The 19863-nt window shown below is 71.0% G+C and carries 16 protein-coding genes; 6 read left to right on the top strand and 10 right to left on the bottom strand.

Features of this window, described 5'->3' with window-relative positions:
• Positions 1-10: 10 nt before the first annotated feature.
• The 4 genes from ABD932_RS11175 to ABD932_RS11160 all read right to left on the bottom strand — a co-directional run bounded on the left by ABD932_RS11175 (position 11) and on the right by ABD932_RS11160 (position 4029).
• Positions 11-1261: an MFS transporter gene (locus ABD932_RS11175; protein ID WP_345011269.1), complete on the bottom strand. Its 1251-nt coding sequence runs from the start codon at positions 1259-1261 to the stop codon at positions 11-13.
• Positions 1258-2601 carry a GH1 family beta-glucosidase gene (locus ABD932_RS11170; protein WP_345011267.1) on the bottom strand — a complete coding sequence of 448 codons (1344 nt, stop codon included), beginning with the start codon at positions 2599-2601 and terminating at the stop codon, positions 1258-1260. Before ABD932_RS11170 ends, ABD932_RS11175 begins: the two co-directional genes overlap by 4 nt.
• Positions 2602-2670: 69 nt before the next feature.
• Entirely contained in the window at positions 2671-2937 is a 267-nt protein-coding gene (locus ABD932_RS11165; RefSeq protein ID WP_345011265.1) for a protealysin inhibitor emfourin, read from the bottom strand.
• Between the two features lie 21 nt (positions 2938-2958).
• Positions 2959-4029: a M4 family metallopeptidase gene (locus ABD932_RS11160; RefSeq protein WP_345011263.1), complete on the bottom strand. Its 1071-nt coding sequence runs from the start codon at positions 4027-4029 to the stop codon at positions 2959-2961.
• Positions 4030-4348: 319 nt separating this feature from the next.
• Here ABD932_RS11160 and leuA point away from each other — a divergent pair, with 319 nt between their 5' ends.
• Both leuA and ABD932_RS11150 read left to right on the top strand, forming a co-directional pair.
• Positions 4349-6070, top strand: a complete 1722-nt coding sequence (gene leuA / locus ABD932_RS11155) for a 2-isopropylmalate synthase (RefSeq protein ID WP_345011261.1) — start codon at positions 4349-4351, stop codon at positions 6068-6070.
• Between the two features lie 296 nt (positions 6071-6366).
• A complete protein-coding gene (locus ABD932_RS11150) occupies positions 6367-7065 on the top strand; it encodes a TerB family tellurite resistance protein (protein WP_345011259.1) in 699 nt (232 codons plus the stop codon).
• Between the two features lie 10 nt (positions 7066-7075).
• On the opposite strand, the gene ABD932_RS11145 is transcribed toward ABD932_RS11150, so the two are convergent.
• Entirely contained in the window at positions 7076-7504 is a 429-nt protein-coding gene (locus tag ABD932_RS11145) for a DUF6234 family protein (protein WP_345011257.1), read from the bottom strand.
• A gap of 207 nt (positions 7505-7711) precedes the next feature.
• On the opposite strand from ABD932_RS11145, the gene ABD932_RS11140 reads away from it, so the two are divergent.
• The 4 genes from ABD932_RS11140 (at position 7712) to ABD932_RS11125 (ending at position 12995) form a co-directional block, all read left to right on the top strand.
• Positions 7712-9787, top strand: a complete 2076-nt coding sequence (locus tag ABD932_RS11140) for an MMPL family transporter (protein WP_345011255.1) — start codon at positions 7712-7714, stop codon at positions 9785-9787.
• 68 nt (positions 9788-9855) lie between these two features.
• Positions 9856-11085 (top strand): sensor histidine kinase, encoded by a 1230-nt coding sequence (locus tag ABD932_RS11135; RefSeq protein ID WP_345011253.1) that lies wholly within the window; start codon positions 9856-9858, stop codon positions 11083-11085.
• The gene (locus ABD932_RS11130; RefSeq protein ID WP_345011251.1) at positions 11082-11741 is read left to right on the top strand and encodes a response regulator; all 660 of its coding nucleotides are present in this window, start codon (positions 11082-11084) and stop codon (positions 11739-11741) included. Before ABD932_RS11135 ends, ABD932_RS11130 begins: the two co-directional genes overlap by 4 nt.
• Positions 11742-11789: 48 nt before the next feature.
• Positions 11790-12995 (top strand): sialidase family protein, encoded by a 1206-nt coding sequence (locus tag ABD932_RS11125; RefSeq protein WP_345011249.1) that lies wholly within the window; start codon positions 11790-11792, stop codon positions 12993-12995.
• A gap of 214 nt (positions 12996-13209) precedes the next feature.
• Here the strand turns inward: ABD932_RS11125 and ABD932_RS11120 are convergent, their stop codons facing one another.
• Genes ABD932_RS11120 through ABD932_RS11100 form a run of 5 tightly spaced genes read right to left on the bottom strand, consistent with a single transcriptional unit; the run spans position 13210 to position 19754 of the window.
• Positions 13210-14145, bottom strand: coding sequence for a dihydrodipicolinate synthase family protein (locus tag ABD932_RS11120; protein ID WP_345011247.1), 936 nt, complete (start codon positions 14143-14145; stop codon positions 13210-13212).
• A complete protein-coding gene (locus ABD932_RS11115; protein WP_345011245.1) occupies positions 14145-15164 on the bottom strand; it encodes an oligopeptide/dipeptide ABC transporter ATP-binding protein in 1020 nt (339 codons plus the stop codon). Before ABD932_RS11115 ends, ABD932_RS11120 begins: the two co-directional genes overlap by 1 nt.
• Positions 15161-17152 carry a dipeptide/oligopeptide/nickel ABC transporter permease/ATP-binding protein gene (locus ABD932_RS11110; protein ID WP_345011243.1) on the bottom strand — a complete coding sequence of 664 codons (1992 nt, stop codon included), beginning with the start codon at positions 17150-17152 and terminating at the stop codon, positions 15161-15163. The genes ABD932_RS11115 and ABD932_RS11110 overlap by 4 nt, the downstream gene beginning before the upstream one ends.
• Complete coding sequence (locus ABD932_RS11105) at positions 17149-18108, bottom strand: ABC transporter permease (RefSeq protein ID WP_345011241.1); 960 nt, start codon at positions 18106-18108, stop codon at positions 17149-17151. The genes ABD932_RS11110 and ABD932_RS11105 overlap by 4 nt, the downstream gene beginning before the upstream one ends.
• Positions 18109-18125: 17 nt before the next feature.
• A complete protein-coding gene (locus tag ABD932_RS11100; RefSeq protein WP_345011239.1) occupies positions 18126-19754 on the bottom strand; it encodes an ABC transporter substrate-binding protein in 1629 nt (542 codons plus the stop codon).
• Positions 19755-19863 lie beyond the last annotated feature (109 nt).

Here is a 19863-nt window from a genome sequence, read left to right as displayed (position 1 = left end):
CCTCGGCTCTCTAGTCCACCCCTCGAATACGGCCCACCAGCACCGCCCCCGCCAACCCGGCCACCGCCGCCACCAGATACAGCACCCGGTATCCCCCCAGGTAGGTGACGATCGGGGCGGCGAGGGCCGGGGCGGCCACCTGGGGCAGGGCGTTCGCCACGTTGATGACGCCGAGGTCCTTGCCCCGGTCCAGCGCCTTCGGCAGCACGTCCGTCATCAACGCGAAGTCGACCGACATGAACACCCCGAGGCCGAGCCCCAGCAGCGCCGCCACGACGATCGCGCTCGGCCAGGTCTGCCAGGCGGCCAGCAGGAGTGTGGCGGCGGCCATCAGCAGCCCGGACCACATCACGAACGGCTTCCGACGCCCCACCCGGTCCGACCAGACGCCGCCCACCACGACCGTGGCCAGCAGGGTCACGCTGTTCACCGCGGTCAGGATGAGCACGCCCTGCTCGGGGTCGTCGTGGTGCAGGCGGTCCCGCAGGTAGTAGAGGAGATAGAGGATCACCAGCGCGTTGCTGAGGTTGATCAGGAAGCGGGTCAGCCAGGCCCAGCCGAAGTCCGGGTAGCGGCGCGGGCTCAGCCAGAAGCCGCGTACGAACGCGCCCCAGGACCAGGCCGGCCGGTCCGCGACCCCCAGCCTCGGATCCCGGTGCCGCAGGACGTACGGCAGCACACCCGCCAGCGCGAACACCGCGCACGCCGCATACCCCGCCGCGATCCCGCCCGTCGCCGTCGCCAGACCCGTACCGGCGACCGCCCCGAGAATCTGCGCCGCTCCCAACCAGCCGCCCACCGCGCCCCGTTGGAGCCGCGGCACCCGGTCCGGTACCGCCGCCGTCACCGCCGCGAAGGCCGCGTTCAGGGTCAGCTGGACCAGGCACCAGCCGGCCACCATGGTCCACAGCCCGCCCGCACCGGCGAGCAGCAGCAGCGACAGCGCGCCGCCCGCCGCACCGGCCACGATCCACGGCCTACGGCGGCCCCAGTGGGCCGTGGTGCGGTCCGACAGCGCGCCGAAGAGCGGGTTCGCGAACAGGGACACCACGGCCCCGACGCCGGTCACCCACGCCAGCAGCGTCTCCTTCGACATGCCCGTGCCGGGCGCGAAGTCCTCCGCCTGCTGGGCCAGCAGGATCTGCAGCGGGCCGTACCAGCCCACCCAGATCGCCACGTTGGCCAGCGAGAGCGCCGCCGTCCAGCCGCCGCCGACCCGGTCGACGGGCTCGGCGAGGGCATGCGGTGGGGCCGCGGTCATCTCTGGGCCCGGAGCAGCTCCTGGAACCAGCCGTACGACGCCTTGGGCGTCCGCGTCAGCGTCGTGGCGTCCTCGAAGTCCACGTGCACCAGCCCGAACCGGCGCGCGTACCCCTCCGCCCACTCGAAGTTGTCGAGCAGCGACCAGACGAAGTACCCGCGGACGTCCACACCCGCCTCCACCGCCCGGTGCAGCGCGCGGAGGTGGCCGTCCAGGTAGGCGATCCGCTCCTGGTCGTCGACGCCCTCGTACGAGCAGCCGTTCTCGGTGATGACGATCGGCGGGAGCCGGTCGCCGTAGCGGTCACGGAAGCCGGTGAGCAGCTCGGTGAGGCCCTCGGGGACGACCGGCCAGCCGAAGTCCGTCGTCGGCACGCCCTCGATCTCCCGCACCGAGAAGGGAAGTTCGGCGGGCATGCTGATCCCGCCGAACTCGATCTCGGTGCCCTGCGGGGCGCCCACGCGGGTCGGCGCGTAGTAGTTGATGCCGTAGAAGTCGAGCGGCTCCCCGATGACCTTGAGGTCCGCCTCGACGTCCCCGGGCATCAACTCGCCGACTCCGTGCGGGTATTCGCCCAGCAGAACCGGGTCGGCGAACAGCCGGTTGAGCAGGAGGTCGTAGAAGTCGGCCGCCTCCACGTCCGCCTGCTCCTCCGAGGCCGGCCATGTCGGCCCGTGCGAGTTGGCGATGCCGATGTCCGTGGCGCCGGCCGCGCGCAGGGCCTGGACGGCCCGGCCGTGGGCCAGCAGCTGGTGGTGGGCGGCGGGGAGGGCGTCGAAGAGGAGCTGCTTGCCGGGGGCGTGGGTGCCGAGGGCGTGGCCGAGGAGGGTGTGTTCGGCGGGTTCGTTGATCGTGATCCACTTCTGGACGCGGTCGCCCAGGCGCTCGGCGACCACCGACACGTACTCGGCGAAACGGGCGGCGGTGTCCCGGTCGAGCCAGTCCAGGGCGACCGGCAGATCCCAGTGGAAGAGCGTCGGCACCGGCCGTACGCCCGCCGCGCACAGCTCGTCGACCAGACGGTCGTAGAAGTCGAGGCCCTTCGGCGCGTTCACCCGGGGCCACGAGATCGAGAAGCGGTACGCGCTCACGCCCAGGTCGGCCAGGAGCGCCACGTCCTCGCGGTAGCGGTGGTAGTGGTCGCAGGCCACCGCGGCCGTGGAGCCGTCCTTCACCTTGCCCGGCTCGGCCGTGAAGGCGTCCCACACGGATGCTCCGCGCTCGTCCGTCGCACCCTCGATCTGGTGGGCCGAGGTCGAGACGCCCCACAGGAAGCCGGCCGGGAACTGCGGTATCGGGTTCGTCGCGCCGCGCGCATCAGTCACCATGCGCCGGATCATCCGTACCGGCGGTAACGGAAGTCAACGCCCCGGCGTGAACTGCCCGTTACCACCCTCCGCGTGAGCCCGTCACGCTCCTTCCTTCAGCACCCTGGAGATCAGCTTGCGCTGCTCGTCCGTGAGCCGGGGATCCGAGCAGTACACCGTCTTGCCGTCGACGGTGATCTGGTAGCTGAAGCCGTCCGGAACCCCGATCGGTGGCGTGCCCCGGCCGGACGCGACCGCGCGCTCGGCCAGGGCGTGCCACTCCTGGGCGTCGGGCCGCCCCGAGGTGTCCACCTCGGCGAGCCGCTCGATGCCCGCGAATCCACCCGTGCGCCGTACCTGAATACGCATGGGTCCCTGTCTAGTACGGACTTACGGGATCCGCACCCCGACCTGCTCCCACGCCTTCGACACGGCCTGGAGCTCCTCGCCGCCGTCGCCGAAGCGCTCGCGCGCGGCCTTGACGGTCAGCGCCGCGAAGTCGGTGAACATGGCCCGGTCCGTCAGCTCGCCGCCGGTCAGGACGTCGTACCAGATCTGTCCCGCCTTCTCCCAGGCGTGGCCGCCGAGCGCGGTGGCGGCCAGGTAGAAGGCGTGGTTGGGGATGCCGGAATTGATGTGGACGCCGCCGTTGTCGCGGCCGGTGCGGACGTAGTCGTCCATGGTCGCGGGCTGCGGGTCCTTGCCGAGCACGTCGTCGTCGTACGCGCTGCCCGGCTCCTTCATGGAGCGCAGGGCCTTGCCGGAGACGCTGGGGGCGAGCAGGCCCGCGCCGATCAGCCAGTCGGCCTCGGCGGCGGTCTGGCCGAGGGTGTACTGCTTGATCAGGGCGCCGAAGACATCCGACATGGACTCGTTCAGGGCGCCGGGCTGGCCGTAGTAGGTCAGGTTGGCCGTGTACTGCGTGACGCCGTGGGTGAGCTCGTGGCCGATGACGTCGATCGGGATGGTGAAGTCGAGGAAGATCTCGCCGTCACCGTCGCCGAACACCATCTGCTCGCCGTTCCAGAAGGCGTTGTTGTAGTTCTCGTCGTAGTGGACGGTGGCGTCCAGGGGCAGGCCGTCGCCGTCGATGGAGTGCCGCTGGTAGGCCTTGAGGAAGAGCTCGAAGGTCGCGCCGAGGCCGGAGTAGGCCCGGTTGACGGTGGCGTCCTGGCCGGGGTCCTGGCCCTCGCCGCGGACCTTGGTGCCGGGCAGGGCGGCCTTGTGCTCGGCGTCGTAGATGGTGCGCAGCGGCTGGTCCGACGGTGCCTTCGCCGTCGGGGCGGCCGCGAGGGCGAACTCGGTCGTGACGCGGCGCCTGCCGCGCAGCTCGCTGTCTCGCATCAAGGTCCGCTGGGCGGGACCGGAGAGTGCGGGGTCGTCGTTCCGGGCCAGCTTGTCGAGGACATGTGGCGGTACGACGGTGCAGAAGACGGGCACGAAGCCCCCGTTGGTCGTCATGCCCGGCACACTTGCACTGAGTTATGCCTCTGTCACTACCCGCAACCATGATTGGTGAAATATGCGGACAGGGAGCCGCACGCTCCGTGACGAAGTGGTATGGCGCACTTTTTGCCCCATTCGTTCCGGGGGTCCCGCATACTGATACGGCGCCCCGCATCCGAAGGGGCTCGGCTAGCATGCGGAGCATCATGCGTTTCGGGCTGCTTCTTCTTAGCTGCCGCGGCGAGGGCCTGTAGTCCAGGTCGACTCCCTCCCCGCGGAGCTTCGCGTTGCGTCGTCGGCCGTCCTTCCGGACATCCTGAGGAGCCCCGCAAACATGGCGAACCGCCAGCAGCCCAGTTCCATGCCGATCCACAAGTACGGCCGCTACGAGCAGGTCGACATCCCGGACCGCACCTGGCCGGACAACCGCGTCACCGTCGCCCCCCGCTGGCTCTCCACCGACCTGCGCGACGGCAACCAGGCCCTGATCGACCCGATGTCGCCCGAGCGCAAGCGCCGGATGTTCGACCAGCTGGTCAAGATGGGCTACAAGGAGATCGAGGTCGGCTTCCCGGCCTCGGGTCAGACGGACTTCGATTTCGTACGGTCGATCATCGAGGAGCCGGGCGCGATCCCCGACGACGTCACCATCTCCGTACTGACCCAGGCCCGCGAGGACCTGATCGAGCGGACCGTCGAATCGCTGAAGGGCGCCAAGCGGGCGACCGTCCACCTGTACAACGCCACTGCGCCGGTCTTCCGCCGGGTCGTCTTCCGCGGCTCCAAGGACGACATCAAGCAGATCGCCGTCGACGGCACGCGCCTGGTCATGGAGTACGCGGAGAAGCTGCTGGGCCCGGAGACCGAGTTCGGCTACCAGTACAGCCCCGAGATCTTCACCGACACCGAGCTGGACTTCGCGCTGGAGGTCTGCGAGGCGGTGATGGACGTCTACCAGCCCGGCCCGGGCCGCGAGATCATCCTCAACCTGCCCGCCACCGTTGAGCGTTCGACGCCGTCCACGCACGCCGACCGCTTCGAGTGGATGAGCCGCAACCTCTCCCGCCGCGAGTACGTCTGCGTCTCCGTCCACCCGCACAACGACCGCGGTACGGCCGTGGCCGCCGCCGAGCTGGCGCTGATGGCCGGCGCCGACCGCGTCGAGGGCTGTCTGTTCGGGCAGGGCGAGCGCACCGGCAACGTCGACCTGGTCACCCTGGGCATGAACCTGTTCTCGCAGGGCGTCGACCCGCAGATCGACTTCTCCGACATCGACGAGATCCGTCGTACGTGGGAGTACTGCAACCAGATGGAGGTCCACCCGCGCCACCCGTACGTGGGCGACCTGGTCTACACGTCCTTCTCCGGCTCCCACCAGGACGCCATCAAGAAGGGCTTCGACGCCATGGAGGCCGACGCGGCCGCCAAGGGTGTGACGGTGGACGACATCGAGTGGGCCGTTCCCTACCTGCCGATCGACCCCAAGGACGTCGGCCGCTCCTACGAGGCGGTCATCCGCGTCAACTCGCAGTCCGGCAAGGGCGGTATCGCGTACGTCCTGAAGAACGACCACAAGCTGGACCTGCCGCGCCGGATGCAGATCGAGTTCTCCAAGATCATCCAGGCGAAGACGGACGCCGAGGGCGGCGAGGTCACCGGCGGTGACATCTGGGCGGTGTTCCAGGACGAGTACCTGCCGAACCCGGAGAACCCGTGGGGTCGTATCCAGGTCAAGAACGGCCAGTCGACGACGGACACGGACGGCGTGGACACGCTGAAGGTGGAGGCGACGGTCGACGGCGTCGACACCGTCCTGTCCGGTACCGGCAACGGTCCGATCTCGGCCTTCTTCGACGCGCTGGACGCCGTGGGTGTGGACGCGCGGCTGCTGGACTACCAGGAGCACACGATGAGCGAGGGCGCGTCCGCGCAGGCCGCGTCGTACATCGAGTGTGCGATCGACGGCAAGGTGCTGTGGGGTATCGGGATCGACGCCAACACGACGCGGGCGTCGCTGAAGGCGGTCGTCTCCGCCGTCAATCGGGCTGCTCGCTGACGGTTCCTTCCACCGAGGGAGGGGCGCGACCACGGAAGTGCCGCGGTGTGTTGTCGGTCGGCTGCGGCGCCGTCGTGGCTGGTCGCGCCCACGCGGCGGAGCCGCAAGTCGACACAGCCCGCGCCCCTGGAGGTTGCCCCGTCCGCCGTTTCTCGGTGGGCGGGGTACCTCTGTTTCCGGCCATTGACCTGTGCAGGTCACGGAAAGGTCTCGTTCGGGGTACTGACTCCGCGTCCGTGATGTGGCTAACATCACGCAAGCGCGGCGATGTTGCCGCGGCGTTACGGAGGTGCGACGTGCTGCCAGGACGGGGACAAGACGGCCGTGCCGCCAGGGTTGCGCGCATCCTGGGCACCCGCACCGCGTGGTCGCCGGTCGGCGACGGCGAGTTCTTCTGCCCCGGATGCGGGGGCGACCGCAACTACCAGCGGCTGACCGGGCACCGCCGCTTCACTCTGCTCGGCGTGCCCGTCCTGCCGCGCGGTGAGACCGCGCCCGTCGTGGAGTGCGCGGCCTGCCGCCGTCACTTCGGCACCGACGTCCTGGACCACCCGACCACGACCCGCTTCTCCGCGATGCTCCGCGACGCCGTGCACACCGTCGCCCTGGCGGTGCTGGCGGCGGGCGGCACCTGCGCCCGTCCGGCCCTGGAGGCCGCGGCGGTCACGGTGCGCGCGGCCGGCTTCGACGACTGCACGGAGGAACAGCTCAACGCCCTCGTCGAGGCGCTGGCGGCGGACACCGGGCGGGTCTTCTCCGAGCCGTGCGGTGCCGGGCTGGCCATAGAGCTCCATGAGGCCCTCGACCCGCTCGCCCCGCATCTCGCCCCGGCCGGCCGCGAGTCCATCCTGCTCCAGGGCGCCCGCATCGCCCTGGCCGACGGCCCGTACACGCCCGCCGAGCGCGACGTTCTCGCGACGGTCGGCGCGGCCCTCACCATCTGCGCCGAGGACGTGACCCGGCTGCTGGCCGCGGCGGCGCGGACGCCTTCCTGAAACGGGACGCTCAGCGGTACGCCGCGGGCGCGGACACGGCCGTGTGGGCCCGGTCCTCGCGCCGCTCGTCGAACTGTGCGCCGCTCACCGCGACGACCAGCACGACCATCCCGACGAGCACCTGAAGCGAGGCGCTGACGAAGGCCCGGAGCAGACACAGCAGCGCGGCGGTCAGCAGCACGATGCCGCCGGCGATGCCCACGTAGAGCCAGTCGGTCGTGAACGTGACGTCGGAGTTGTCCGCGCCCGGGTCGAACGGCTTCCAGTCGCCGCTGACGTCGATGCCGAGCACGAAGGCCAGGACGGCCCCGAGGACGTCCAGGACGAGCAGTCCGACCGCCAGGGCGATGTCCCCCGCGACGGGCAGCCGCCGGCGTCTCCCGGGCGGGGGCGGCACATCGGCGCCGCGGAAGTGTGGGAGGCCGGTCGGGGCAGTCATGGGGGCAAGCCTTCCCGGAAGGCAGCGCCGGTGCCTGAGTACGGATACTCAGGTGCCGCGTCCCGCAGTACTCCCCAGGGAGTAATCGCGGCATCGCACCGCCCCCGGCAGTAGCCCCCAACTCGCCCTTCCGTCCGACGAATCGGCCCCGCCGCGCCGGGAGTCTGGAATCGACCCAGACACCCGGACCGGAGGGAGGCCCGTCAGATGGGGGCCGTAAGGACAGCAGTGCGGCGCAGGCGTGCCGTGCCCTGGCTCGTGCTCGGGCTGTGGATAGCCGTGCTCGCGCTCGCCTCGCCGTTCGCGTCGAAGCTGGCGGACGTCCAGCGTGACCGCGCCATCGACTACCTGCCGGCGAGCGCCGACTCCACGCAGGTCGCCAAGATCCAGGACCGGCTGCCCGGCGGCGAGGCCACCGAGATGGTCGTCGTCTACCACCGCGACGGCGGGCTGACCGCCGCCGACAAGGCCACCGCCGCCGACCAGATCGACCGGATCGCGAGTGCCCACAAGCTCACCGGCGAGCCCCAGGGCATCCCGTCCCGGGACGGCACCACCCTGATGTACCCGGTGGCCAGCACCGAACCGGGCCAGGACGAGGAGGCCCGCGACGAACTGGTCAACGCCGTACGGGACATGGCGAAGGGCGGCGACGGGCTCGGCGTCGACGTCGGCGGCGAGGGCGCGCTGGCCACGGACGCGAGCGAGGTCTACAACTCGCTCGACGGACCGCTGCTCTACACCACCGCCGGCGTCGTCGCCCTGCTGCTGATCCTCATCTACCGCAGCCCGTTCCTGTGGCTCGTGCCGCTCGCCGTCGCGGGCATGGCCGACTATCTGTCGATGGGCGTCGCCTACGGCCTCAACCAGGGGTTCGGGACGTCTGTTTCCGGCCAGAGCTCCGGGATCATGACCATCCTCGTGTTCGGGGCGGGCACCGACTACGCGCTTCTCCTCGTCTCCCGCTACCGCGAGGAGCTACGGCGCATCGAGCGGCCGTACGACGCGATGGTCGCCGCGCTGAAGGGCTGCGGGCCCGCCGTGCTCGCCTCCTCCGGCACCGTCGCCGCCGGGCTGCTGTGCCTGCTCGCCGCCGACCTCAACTCCAGCCGGGGCATGGGCCCGCTCGGCACCGTCGGTGTGCTGTGCGCGCTCGCCGCCATGCTGACCCTGCTGCCCGCGATCCTCGTGCTGCTCGGCCGGCGCGTGTTCTGGCCGCTCGTGCCGCGCTTCGGCAGCACGCCCAAGGCCCGCCGGTCCCTGTTCACCGCGATGGGCAGCTCCGCCGGACGCCGGCCCCTCACCGTCCTCGCGGGCGGCGCCGTCCTGCTCGGCGCACTGGCCCTCGGTGTGCTGAACCTGCCCGGCAGCCTCAAGCAGGAGGACTCCTTCACCAGCAAGCCCGACGCGGTCGCCGCCATGGAGACGCTCGCAAAGGCCTACCCCGAGCGCGGCACCCAGCCCATCAGCGTCATCACGCCGGAAGACCGCGCCGCCGAGACGCTCGCGTCGATCCGCGAAACCCGGGGCGTCGACAGCGCACAGAAGGGACGTACCGGAGACGGCTGGACCGAGATCTCCGTCCTCGCCGCCGCACCACCCCAGTCGACCGGCGAGACGGCCACCATCGAGGCCCTGCGCGACAAGCTCGACGGCTCCTACGTCGGCGGGCCCAGCGCCGAGCAGATCGACCTGAAGGACACCAACGCCCGGGACCGTCTGGTCGTCGTGCCGATCGTGCTGCTGTCCGTGCTGCTCATCCTGGTCGCCCTGCTGCGCTCGCTCGTCGCGCCGCTGATCCTGGTCGCGGCCGTGGTCGCGGTGTGGGGCGCGGCGCTCGGCATCGGCGGGCTCGTCTTCGGGCCGCTCTTCGGCTTCGAGGGCACGGACCCGGGACTCGGCCTGCTGTCCTTCGTGTTCCTGGTGGCCCTCGGCGTCGACTACGGCATCTTCCTGATGCACCGGATGCGCGAGGAGTGCCTGAACGGCGCCGAACCGGCCACGGCCGCGCTCACCGCGCTGCGCACGACGGGCGGCGTCATCGCCTCCGCAGGGCTCGTCCTCGCCGCGACCTTCGCGGTGCTCACCAACATGCCGTTGGTCCCGCTCGTCGAGCTGGGCTTCGTCATCGCGGTGGGCGTGCTGCTCGACACCTTCCTGGTCCGCACCTACCTGGTCACCAGCGCGAGCGTCGCGCTGCGCCGCAAGGTGTGGTGGCCGGGCGGGCTCTCCCGGGCGCCGGAGCCCCCGGTCCGGCGGGAACGCCAGCCGGAGCCGGTGTGAGCCTCCCGCGCACCGTCAGGGCGTCCCTCCTCTCCCGGAGGGGCGCCCGCGTGGCGGAGGATGAGCCGGTGCAGCAGACGACGAAGGCGGCGGGCCGGCCCCGGGTGGGCGAGCGGGTGATGGCGGCGATCAACCGCGACCCCCGCACCGCCCCGCACGCCACCCGCAACGACGCACTGCTGGCCGCGGCGCTGGCCGCCCTCGCCACGGCCTTCGCCCTGGTCGGCGGCAAAGGGCTCCGCCCCGACGCACTCGGCTGGACCCTGCTGTTCGCGGCACATGTGCCCCTCGTATGGCGCCGCCGCCGTCCGCTGCTGGTCCTGCTCGCGGTGCTGGCCTGCATCGCGCCGTACCACGCGCTCGACAACAACCACGTGGCGCCCATCCCCGCCACCATGGTGGTCCTGTACACGGTCGCCGCGACCGGCACGGTCCGCCGCACGCTGCTCACCGGCGCCTCCGTCCTCGGTGTGACGCTGATCCTCAACGCCCTCACCAACCCCGACGGCGTACGCGAACTGCTGCGGATCTCCGGCTGGGTCATCGCGGTCCTCTTCTGCGGCATCGACGTCCGCTACTACCGCCAGTACGTCGCCGCCATCGTCGAACGAGCCGAACGAGCCGAACGCACCCGCGAGGAGGAGGCCCGCCGCCGCGTCGCCGAGGAACGCCTGCGCATCGCCCGGGACCTGCACGACCTGCTCGCCCACAGCATCACGCTCATCGGCGTGCAGACCTCGGTGGCCGCCCATGTCCTGGCCGCCGACCCCGAGCGGCTGGACCGCGAGACCGTCGCGAAGGCCCTGGACGACATCGCCGGGACCTGCCGCACGGCACGCGGCGAACTCCGTACGACGCTGGACGTGCTGCGCGAGCAGGGGGTCGCCGGCGAGGCACGCGGCCCGCTGCCCGGGCTCGACGGCCTGCCGGACCTGGTGGAGGCGGCGCGGCTGGCCGGGGCGCGGGTGGAGTCGGCGGTACGGGTGAGCCAGGCACCGCCCGCCGTGGGCGCGGCCGCGTACCGCATCGTGCAGGAGGCGCTGACGAACGTCGTACGGCACGCGGGGCCCGAACCCGCCGTACGCGTCGAGCTGTACGAGGAGCAGGGCGCCCTGCGCGTGTCGGTCACCGACGAGGGCCCCGAGGGCGCGGACGCGGCCCCCGGCTACGGCCTCGTCGGCATGCGGGAACGGGCCCGCAGTGTGGGTGGCACACTCGACGCCGGACCGCGACGCGAGGGGGGTTTCGAGGTGAGGGCCGTACTGCCCGTCGGAACGGACCGGGAGGGAGAGCGATGATCCGCGTCCTGCTCGCGGACGACCAGACGCTCGTCCGGGAGGCGTTCGCCATGCTGGTCGAGTCGGCCCCGGACATGGAGGTCGTCGGCCAGGCGGGCACCGGCCGCCAGGCCGCGGAACTGGTCCGCAGCTCACGCGCCGACCTCGTCGTGATGGACATCCGCATGCCCGACCTGGACGGCATCGAGGCGACCCGGCTCATCGCGGCCGACGAGGACCTGGCCGGGGTGCGCATCCTGGTCCTCACCACCTACGACACCGACGAGAACATCGTGGACGCGCTGCGCGCCGGCGCCTCCGGATTCCTCGTCAAGGACACCCGGCCCGCCGAACTCCTCGACGCCATCCGCACGGTGGCGGCGGGGGAATCGCTGCTGTCCCCCGGGCCGACCGCACGGCTGATCGAGCGGTTCCTGCGCAGCCCCTCCGCGCCCACTGCCGACGGACCCGAATGCCTGTCCGAACGTGAACGCGAAGTGCTGACGCTGGTCGCGCGCGGCCTCAACAACACGGAGATCGCGGACGCGTTGGGACTGAGCCCGCTGACGGCGAAGACCCACGTCAGCCGGATCATGGGGAAACTGGGGGCGCGGGACCGGGCGCAGTTGGTCATCGTGGCGTATGAGTCAGGGATGGTGACACCGGGGAACCTGTGACGGACAGGTCAATGCTGACACCCCGTCAAGGGAACTCAAGGGAACTCGATGACCATCCTGAGTCGCACACTCAGTCGTACTTTCCTAGTCACCGCAGCACTCCTGACCGCCCCCCTCACCACGGCCGGCCACGCCTCGGCGGGCGACGCCGGCTGCACGTCCTCCGTCCCGTACGTGTCGGGCGAGGGCGGCTACGACACCTACCGCATCCCGGCGGCCGTCACGACCCCGCGCGGCACGGTCCTGGCCTTCGCCGAGGGCCGGCACGACGGTGCGGGGGACACCGGCGACATCGATGTCGTCGTCAGACGTTCCATCGACGGCGGCTGCACCTGGGGCCCGCTGACGCTGGTCGCCGCCGGGGACGGGGACACGCGGGGCAATCCGGCGCCCGTGGTGGATCCGCGCACGGGCACGGTCGTGCTGGTCACCTCCTACAACAGCGGTGCTGTGACGGAGGCGGAGATCATGCGGGGCGAGGCGACGCCGGAGGAGAGCCGGCGGGTGTTCGTCCAACGGAGCCTGGACGACGGTCGGCGCTTCTCCTCACCCCGGGACATCACGCGGCAGGTGAAGCCGGCGAACTGGCGCTGGTACGCGACGGGGCCGGGGCACGCGATCGCCCTCAGGAAGGGGCCGCACGCCGGGCGGCTGGTCGTCCCCTCGAACCACTCTGTGGCGCCGGCGTCCGGCTCGTCCGACACCGGTCAGGAGCCCAAGTACTACGGCGGGCACGCCATTTACAGCGACGACGCCGGGCTCACCTGGCGCACGGGCTTCGTGGACGACTCCTACGACGGTCGCAGCAACGCCAACGAGTCGACGGCGGCCGAACTTCCCGACGGCAGGGTGTACTTCAACTCGCGTGATCAGCTCGGCACGAGTGCGGGGAACCGGCTCGATGCGTACTCCAGCGACGGCGGTGAGACGCTGGACCTCCCGTACGCCGTCCAGCCCTCTCTGAACGACGTCCCCGTGGTGGAGGCGAGTGTCCTCCAACTCCCCGGCCGTGGGGCCCCGTTGCTCTTCTCCGGGCCCTCCGTCCCGACCGCGCGGCAGGCGATGGCCGTGTGGCGGAGCGTGGACGGTGGGGCCACCTTCACGAAGGCGCTGACGCTGTCCCGGCAGCGGGCGGCGTACTCCGATCTGGTGCCGCTCGACCGGCATGCGGTGGGGATTCTGTACGAGACGGGGGTGGCGGGGGCGTACGAGACGATCGAGTTTCGCCGGTTGGCGGTGGCTGATCTGGGATAGCGGGCTCGGGCCGGGAGGTTTTTCGCCCCCGCCGCCCCTACCCGTCCCGTCCCTGGGGGCTGCCGCCCCCAGACCCCCGCTTCGGCCCTTAAGGGGCCTCGTCCTCAAACGCCGGACGGGCTAAGAACCAGCCCCTCCGGCGTTTGAGGAGCGGGGTCTGGGGCGGAGCCCCAGAAGGACGGGAAGGGTAGGGGCGGCGGGGGCGAGAAACGCCTTACAGCAACCCCGCCCCGGCCAGATACTTCCCCACCCGCTCCACCTCCTCCGCCGCCAGCGGCACCTGCGGCTCCGCCGTCGCCGGGCAGTCGATGATCCCCCGCAGATGCAGCGCGGCCTTGAACGCACCCAGCGCCGAAGAACCGCCCCCCATCCGCTCGGGATCGCCCACGGTGACCAGACCGAACAGGGCGCACAGCCGCTCCTGTTCGGACCGCGCCCCCTCCCAGTCGCCGGAACGGCACAGCCGGTCGAGGCGGACGTAGCCGTGCGGATCGACGTTGGCGAGACCCGGCACCGCCCCGTCGGCACCGATCGCGAGCGCCGCGTCGACGACGAGCTCCGAGCCGGTCAGCACGCTGAAGCCCTGCACGTCGGGGCGGGTGCGGGCGCCGGTGACGACCTCGCGGAACCCGGCGAGGTCGCCACTGGAGTCCTTCAGGCCCGCCAGGGCGCCCTCAGCGGCGAGCTCGAGGATCACGTCGGCGGGCAGCTTGGTGTGGACGGCGACCGGGAGGTCGTACGCGATGACCGGCACCGGGGAGCCCGCCGCGATCAGGCGGTAGTGGCGGGCGATCTCGGCACGGTGGGTGCGGGCGTAGAAGGGCGCCGTCGCCACCACCGCGTCCGCACCGGCGGCGGTGACCTCCCGCACATGGTCCAGCACCCTCGGCGTGGTCATGTCGATCACGCCCGCCAGCAGCGGAAGCTGCCCGGCGACATGCCCGGCCACCGCCTCCACCACCAGCCTGCGCTGCCGGTCCGTCAGATACGCCGCCTCCGACGACGAACCCAGCACGAACAGACCGTGCACCCCGCCCTCGACCAGGTGGTCGACCAGTCTGAGCAGTGAGGGGACGTCCACCTCGCGGTCCGGCGTCAGGGGCGTGCAGACGGGCGGGACGACACCGGTGAGCGGGGTGGGGAACGTCATCAAGGCTCCTTGGAAAGGTGACTCTGTCGTACGAGGTCGCGGGTGGCCTCGCCCTCCTCCACTGGATGGTGACACCTGTAACGATGCTCCGGGCGAGACGTGGCCGAGAAGTCCGGCATCACGTCCGCGCACACCCCGTCCGCCTTCCAGCACCGCGTCCGGAACGGGCACCCGCTCGGCGGCCGCGTCGCCGACGGCACCGGGCCGGTCAGCGGGATCGGCTCGATGGGGTCCAGCAGGCCGGGCGTCGCGGAGAAGAGGGCGCGGGTGTACGGGTGCCGGGAGCCGTCGGTGACATCGGCCGCCGGTGCCTCCTCGACGATCCGGCCCAGGTACATCGTGATCACGCGGTCACTCATCCGCCGTACCGTCTGGATGTCGTGCGAGACGAAGACCAGGGCCAGGCCCAGCCGCTCCTTCAGGTCCAGGAGGAGGTTCAGGATCTGGGCGCGGACCGACACGTCCAGCGCGCTCGTCGGCTCGTCGGCCACCACCAGGTCGGGGTCCAGGGCCAACGCCCGCGCGATCGCCACGCGCTGGCGCTGACCGCCCGACAGCTGGCCGGGCAGCGCGTCGGTGAGGGCGCGTGGGAGGCCTACGAGAGACATCAACTCCCTTACGCGATCCTCGCGTTGGCGCTTCGTGCCGCGCTCGTGCACGTCCAGCGGGTCGCGCAGTATCTGCCGGACCGGCAGGCGACGGTTCAGGGCCGTCGACGGGTCCTGGAAGATCATCCCGGTGCCGGCACCCACCGCCGTCCTGCGCTCGGCCGGGGTCATGGTCCACAGGTCGCGTCCGCGGAAGGCCACCGTCCCCGCCGTCGGCCGCTGCACTCCCACCAGCACCTTCGCCAGCGTCGACTTCCCGCACCCCGACTCGCCGACCACGCCCACCGTCTCGCCGGGCGCGATGACGAGATCGGCGCCGGTCAGGGCGTACACCTTGTCCCGGGTGAACAGCCCGCCGCTGCGCGCCTTGTGCACGACGTGCGCGTCGGCCAACTCCACCAGTGCGTTCACTGGACGACCCCGCTTTCGGAGCGGTCGATGGGAGCCAGCACCACCGCCGGGTGATGGCAGGCCGCCGTATGTGTCGGTGTTCCCACCAGGTCCGGTGCCGTCGTCCGGCACTCCTCGCTCGCCAGTGGGCAGCGGTCCGCGAAACGGCAGCCCGCGGGGAAGTCGGCGGGGGAGGGGACCACGCCCTTGATCTGCGTCATCCGCTCCTGGGCCGACTCCAGCGACAGCACGCTGCCCAGCAGGCCGCGTGTGTAGTGGTGCGCGGGTGCCTCCACCAGGTCGGCGGTCACGCCCGTCTCCACGATCTGGCCGCCGTACATCACGACCACCCGGTCGGTGACGTCCGCGATCAGCGCGAGGTCGTGCGAGACCAGGATCAGGGCGAAGCCCAGCTCCTCCCGCAGCCTCAGCAGCAGCTCTATGATCTGCGCCTGCACGGTGACGTCCAGCGCGGTCGTCGGCTCGTCGGCGACGATCAGCCTCGGGTCGCGGGACAGGGCCATGGCGATCAGGACGCGCTGACGCTGGCCGCCGGAGAGTTCGTGCGGGTAGCTGCGCAGGGTGCGTTCGGGGTCGAGGCCGACCAACGTCAGCAGTTCGTGGGGGGAGCGGCGGCCGCCGCGGCGTACGACCTGCTTGAGCTGCGAGCGGATCGTCATCGCCGGGTTCAGGGACGACAGGGCGTCCTGGTAGATCATCGCCATCTCGTGGCCCAGGAGCCGTCGCTTCACGCGCATCGGCTCGCCCACCAACTGCCGCTGGTTGAACCGGACATGGCCGCGCACCCGGGCGCCCTTCGGCTCCAGGCCCATCACCGCCAGGGCCGTCAGCGACTTGCCGCAGCCCGACTCGCCGACCAGGCCCAGCACCTCACCGGGCTGTACCTCGAAGCTGATCCCGTCGACGATGTCCACGCCGCCGTGCCGGCCCTCGAAGCCGATGGCGAGGTTCTCCACCGCCAGCACCGGCTGCCCGGCCCGGTCCGGCAACGGCCGCGCCCTCGACCGCAGCCGCACCGCCGCCTCCGTCAGCCCCGGCAGCTGCAGCACCTCGCCGCTGCCCGGCTCCGGAGCCTCCAGCCGGTCCTCGGCGTCCTGGACGTCGACCTCGCGTGCCGAGGGCGCCGCCCACGCGTCCGACACGCCCTCGGAGAGGATGTTCAGGGAGAGGACGGTCACCAGCATCAGCAGGCCCGGGAAGACGGTCGCCCACCAGCCCCCGGTCAGCACCATGTTCTTGCCGTCCGCGATGACACTGCCCCAGGACGGGTCCGGCGGCCGCACGCCCGCCCCGATGAAGGACAGCGACGCCTCGAAGACGATCGCCTCGGCCACCTGGACCGTGCAGAACACCAGCACCGGGGCGGCGCAGTTGATCGCCACGTGCCGCAGCACGATGTGGGGCGTCCGTGCCCCGATCACCCGCTCCGCCGTCACATAGTCCTCGCCGTACTGGTCGAGGACGTTCGCCCGGACGACCCTCGCCACGGGTGGGGTGAAGAGGAAGGCGATCGCGCAGATCAGGACCGTGATCCCGCCGCCGAAGACCGCGACCAGTACGGCGGCCAGCGCGATGCCCGGGAACGCCATCACCACGTCCAGGCAGCGCATCAGCGTCTCGTCGACCGCCTTGCGGGAGGTCGCCGCGACCGCGCCGATCAGGGCGCCGACGACGAGCGCGAGCCCGGTCGCGCCGAGCCCGATCGCCAGCGACCAGCGGGCGCCGTACATCAGCCGGCTGAGGATGTCCCGGCCGAGGCTGTCCTGGCCCATCCAGTGCTCGGCGGAGGGATGCCCGGTGCCGTCGACGGGGGCCTGCTGGTCGAGCGGGTCGTGCGGCGCGAGCAGGGGCGCGAACAGGGCCATCAGGACCACGACGGCCAGGAAGCAGACGGCCACCTTCGACAGCAGCGGCAGCCTGCGCCAGCCGCGCAGCCGGATGCCGGGCCGGGACAGCGCCTCGGCCAGGCGCTTGCGGTTGAACGTCACGTCGCCTCCCGCAGTCGCGGGTTGACCAGCAGATACAGGATGTCGATGACGAGGTTCACGACCACGAACCCGGTCGCCGTCGTCAGGACGACGCCCTGGACGACCGCCGGGTCACCGTTCTTCACGGCGTCGATCATCAGCTTTCCCATCCCGGGAAGGGAGAAGATCGTCTCGATGACGACCGCGCCGCCGAGGAGATAGCCGACCCGCAGGCCGAGGACGGTCAGCGGGTTGATGAGCGCGTTGCGCAGGACGTTCCGGCCGACGACCACCACCGGCGGCAGCCCGCTGCCGATCGCCGTCCGCACGTAGTCCTTGTCCAGTTCCTCCACCACCGCCGTCCGCACGATCCGCGTCAGCTGCGCCGCCACCGGCAGGGACAGTGCGAAGGCGGGCAGGGTCATGGTCTTCAGCCAGCCGGTGAAGGAGTCCGCCGGGTTGATGTAGCCGCCGGTCGGGAACCAGCCGAGGTCGACGGCGAGGTACTGGATCATCAGCAGCGCCAGCCAGAAGCCGGGGGCGGCGACCCCGGTGAGGGAGACGACGCGGATGATCTGGTCGGGGAGGCGGTCGCGGTAGATGGCCGCCGTGACGCCGCCGAGCAGCGACAGCACGACCGCGATGCCGAGGCCCAGGAAGGTGAGCTGGAGGGTCAGCGGCAGCGCGGTCATGACCTGGTCGACGACCGGCGCCCGGGTCAGGGCGCTGGTGCCCATGTCGCCGTGGATCAGGTCGCCGATGAAGGCGACGTAGCGGACGGGGAGGGGATCCAGCAGGCCGTTCTCCTCGCGGAAGTCGTGCAGCTGCTGGGCGGTGGGGTTGGCGCCCTGGAAGAACGCGGACGCCGGGTCGACGTCCGAGAACCGCATGACCAGGAACACGAACAGCACGATGCCCAGCATCAGCGGCACGAGCAGCGCGACGCGACGGGCCAGGATCCGGACGACGGTGACCACTCAGGGACTCCTGGGGCCTAGGACCACTTGGCCTGGAGGAGGTTGATGCCGGGATACGGCTGCGCCCTTATGCCGGTGAGCTGCTTCGGGTTCCAGGCCGTCATCAGCTCGTTGTGGACGACCGGGTAGAGCACGGCCTGCTCGGCGACGACGTCGATGTAGTCCTGGACCATCGTCCTCTTCTTGTCGGCGTCCGGCTCCTGGGTCGCCCGGTCCATGTCCTTGAAGAGCGCCTTGGCGACGGAGTTGCCGGCCCACCGCGTGTACTGCATCCACAGGTTCTCGGGACCGTAGTTGTAGTGCATGATCAGGTCGGCGTCGAGGCCGAACTGGTTGGGGTTCGAGGCGGCGGCGACGACCTGGTAGTCCTGCTTCTGGTCCATCTTGGTGAAGACGGCCGTGGTCTCCTGCGGGGAGAGGGTGGTCTTGACACCGATCGCGTCCCAGGACGCCTTGACGGTCGGCAGACAGTCGACGATCCAGCTCACGTTCACGGCCAGGATCTCGATCTCCAGCCCGCTGACCCCGGCCTCCTTCAGCAGCGCCTTCGCCTTGTCGGGGTCGTAGTCGTAGACGGTCTTCGCGCGCCGGTAGCTGGGATTGGCCTCGTTGAGGAAGGACGACGACGGCTTTCCGTGCCCCTTGAGCGCGACCTCGATCATCTTCTCGGTGTCGATGGCGTAGTGCAGCGCCTGGCGGACGCGTACGTCGTCGAAGGGCTTGTGCTGGGTGTTGAACATCAGGAAGAGGTTGTTCATCCCGGCGCCGCCCGCGACCGTGAGCCCACCGCTCTCCAGCTGCCCGATGTTGGCGTACGGGATGTTGTCCGCGATCTGGGCGCCGGCACTCGCCCCCGAGATCCTGGCCACGCGCGGCGCCGCGTCCACGATCGTCAGCCAGTTCATCTTCTTGAAGGCCGGCTTGCGCGGGCCGTTGTAGTCGGCGAACGCCTCGAAGGTGGTGTTGGACTTCGGGTGGTGCGCGGTCTGCCGGTACGGCCCCGAGCCGATCGCCTTGCCCTTGATGGCGTCCTCCCAGGCGCCCGGCTGGGAGAAGACGTGCTTCGGCATGATCTTGGCCAGGGTGAGCCGCGAGATCCCGTCCGGGAAGGGGAACTTGAGCACCAGCTCGACGTTCTGCGCGTCGATCTTCCGCACTTCCTTCAGCCAACTCGCGAAGAACCCCTTGGCGAGGGTCTGGGTCTTCGGATCGAGGATCCGGTCGAACACGAAGACCACGTCGTCGGCGGTGACCGGCTTCCCGTCGTGGAACTTGGCGCCGGCGCGCAGGGTGAACTTCCAGGACGTGGCGTTCGGGTCGGCCGGCACCTGGGTGGCGAGCGCGGCGTACGGCTCCCGGGAGATCGGGTCGGTGTCGAGGAGCCCCTCGTAGATGTGGTTGTTGGCGGCCATGCAGAAGGCGGACGCCGTCTGGGTGGGGTCCCAGCTGCCGTCGTTGCCGTAGCCGATCACCGCGGTCAGCGTCCGGTTCTGGCCGCCGCCCCCGCCGGTCTCGTTGGTGGACTCCGGCCCCGACGAACAGGCCGACAGCGACGCGGAGACGGCGGCGGCCGCGCCCAGCGCGCCGGTGTACTTCAGGAACGACCGGCGGTGCAGCGCCGGCACGTCGTGGGTCACGTCGCGCACGGTTCCTCCAGCGAAGAAGAGCTCGGAAAGGGGCTCGGAAGGATCTCGGAAGGATCTCGGAAGGATCTCGGAAGGTCTGAGGAGATACGACGTCCTACGTCCTGACGGT

The organism is Streptomyces shaanxiensis (genome assembly GCF_039537145.1).
Classification (GTDB): Bacteria; Actinomycetota; Actinomycetes; order Streptomycetales; family Streptomycetaceae; genus Streptomyces; species Streptomyces shaanxiensis.
The sequence above is the reverse complement of the archived record's forward strand: the minus strand, read 5'-3'. Positions and strand labels throughout refer to the sequence as shown.